Annotated in this window: 4 protein-coding genes; 1 reads left to right on the top strand and 3 read right to left on the bottom strand. The window is 62.6% G+C overall.

The window, feature by feature from the left end:
* The 3 genes from EOA38_RS34585 to EOA38_RS34575 all read right to left on the bottom strand — a co-directional run.
* Positions 1-598 (bottom strand): aldehyde dehydrogenase family protein (locus tag EOA38_RS34585; RefSeq protein ID WP_127301330.1); only part of this gene is annotated, 598 nt, incomplete at its 3' end.
* A gap of 215 nt (positions 599-813) precedes the next feature.
* Positions 814-1,281 carry a GNAT family N-acetyltransferase gene (locus tag EOA38_RS34580; protein WP_127301329.1) on the bottom strand — a complete coding sequence of 156 codons (468 nt, stop codon included), beginning with the start codon at positions 1,279-1,281 and terminating at the stop codon, positions 814-816.
* A gap of 76 nt (positions 1,282-1,357) precedes the next feature.
* Positions 1,358-1,639, bottom strand: coding sequence for a hypothetical protein (locus tag EOA38_RS34575; RefSeq protein WP_126094298.1), 282 nt, complete (start codon positions 1,637-1,639; stop codon positions 1,358-1,360).
* On the opposite strand from EOA38_RS34575, the gene EOA38_RS34570 reads away from it, so the two are divergent.
* Positions 1,639-2,144 (top strand): putative sulfate exporter family transporter (locus EOA38_RS34570; protein ID WP_245480995.1); only part of this gene is annotated, 506 nt, incomplete at its 3' end. The genes EOA38_RS34575 and EOA38_RS34570 overlap by 1 nt on opposite strands.

The following is a 2,144-nucleotide window of genomic DNA, read 5'->3' as shown; positions in this document are numbered from 1 at the left end:
TGACGAGGTTGAAGACGCCCTTCGGCACGCCGGCCTCGTCGATGATCTCGGCGAAGATGATGGCATCGAGCGGCGCGATCTCCGATGGCTTCAGCACCATGGTGCAGCCGGCGGCGAGAGCCGGACCGACCTTGCAGGTGATCTGGTTGAGGGGCCAGTTCCATGGCGTGATCAGGCCGACGACGCCGACCGGTTCCTTGACGATCAGCGATGAGCCTTTGACATGGCGGAACTGAAAAGTCTTCAGCACCTCGGCCATCTTTTCCAGGTGCGCCTGGCCAACGCCGACCTGGCTGTCCAGGGCCATCTGGCGCGGCGCGCCCATCTCGCGCGAGACGGCGAGCGCGAGGTCCTTGCTGCGCTTCTTGTAGATTTCGATGACGCGGTTGAGGATATCCAGACGCTCCTCGACTTCGGTGAAGCCGAAGGTGGCGAAGGCGCGCTTGGCGGCGGCGACCGCCTTGTCGACATCGGCCTTGGTGCCCAGCGAAATCTGCGCGAAGGCATCCTCGGTCGAAGGATCGATGACGTCGAAATTGTTCGGCACCACAGGGTCGACCCAGGCGCCGTCGATATAGAACTGCAGATCGTGTGACATGCTTTCGCTCCCTGTGGCCGCCTGGTTTCGATTGTGGTGGGGTGATCGTCGTATATCGTCAGAGATAACGATGCGGCAACCGCCCTGTCCAGCGCAAGCGAAGGTGATTGAGCCAGCGCTGAATTCCTGATGCATATCGCCCAAAACCGTGCAGCGGTTTCAGGAAAACGACACCCTTGAAGACGTCGCCCGGATCCGTTTCAGGCGGCGCGCCGTTACGTCGCCAATCGCTTGCTCATATAGACGGTCGTCCCGTTCATGAACGACTCTTCGCGGTCGATCGCGTAGCCGTGCCTGCGATAGAGCAGCACATTGGCTGCGAAGGCGCCGTTGGTCAGCAGCCGAAGTTCATGGCAGCCGGCTTCAACGGCCCTGCACTCGGCGCGGTCGAGCAGCTTCCGCCCAATACCCCTGCCCTGCGCGTCCGGCGCCACGGCGACATTCTCGATCCAGATGTGGTCGTCATGCGCCATGGTCTCGATCAGGCCGACGATGCGGCCGTGCTCGATGGCGAGCTCGAACTGATGCTCGTCCAGCGCCTTGTCGTAGTCTGCGCGCATCGGCAGGGGCTCGCGGCCGATCACAGGCACCCATTTGGCGTAGGCAGCCCGCACGATGGTTGTGATGGCGGCGGCATCCGCCGGGCCGGCCGGCCGAAACTCGATCGATGAAACGACAGTCATTCAAACGCTCCAAATGCAAAAACCCCGCCGATCGTTTCGATGGGCGGGGGCTGGGATGGACGAACCGGATTGCTTGTCAGCCGGCCTTTGTCTTCACGCAATCAGCATGCCGCTCCTTCGAACGGCGGCGTCGCTGCGGGTTTGCCGGAAAGGCGATCATGGCGTGAAGCTGGACCAGCAGCCGCGACGCTGTCAAGCCGGCCGTCGAGCCGTCGACGTTGCAATCACCCGATCTCGGTAGTCCTGCCGCGCAAACCCAGATCGTTCGCAAAAATCGATCATTATAACTCGAATAATTCGTTGGAAAGATTGGTTCTGGAATGGCATTTCCCCGGCGAACATGCTTGGAGAATTGCATTGTCTTTCCTGCCCATCACCGCGAACGATCTTCCAAATGGCCCGAGTTCGGCCAGTTCTGGAAGCCAGAGCCCCGCCCTGCCTGCGATCTGGGCCGGCATCGTGCCGGGAATCGTGCTCGTGGCGATGATCACCAGCGTCGCCTATTCGGCGCGCAATCTCTCCGGCCTCACCCTGTTCAGCCCGATGATCCTCGCGGTCGTCGCCGGCATGGTCTATTCCAATGTGCTCGGCATGCCGGCCCACGCCAAGGCCGGCATCGCTTTCTCGCAGCGCCGGCTGCTGCGCTTTGCCATCGTGCTACTCGGCTTCCAGCTCACGCTCGGCCAGGTGGCGGGCATCGGCCTCGGCGGCGTCGGCATCGTCGCCGCCACGCTTGGCGCCACCTTCTTCTTCACCGTCACATTCGGCCGCCTGATCGGCGTCGACGCCAAGCTGGCGCAACTGATCGCCGCCGGCACTTCGATCTGCGGCGCCTCCGCGATCGTCGCCACCAACATCGTCAC

This window comes from Mesorhizobium sp. M1E.F.Ca.ET.041.01.1.1, assembly GCF_003997355.1.
Classification (GTDB): Bacteria; Pseudomonadota; Alphaproteobacteria; order Rhizobiales; family Rhizobiaceae; genus Mesorhizobium.
This window is presented reverse-complemented; position numbering and strand designations above follow the sequence as displayed.

Excerpts from the sequence above, each read along its gene's own strand:
- EOA38_RS34575 (WP_126094298.1), bottom strand. The coding sequence starts at position 1,639 with ATGCAATTCTCCAAGCATGTTCGCCGGGGAAATGCCATTCCAGAACCA.
- EOA38_RS34580 (WP_127301329.1), bottom strand. The coding sequence starts at position 1,281 with ATGACTGTCGTTTCATCGATCGAGTTTCGGCCGGCCGGCCCGGCGGAT.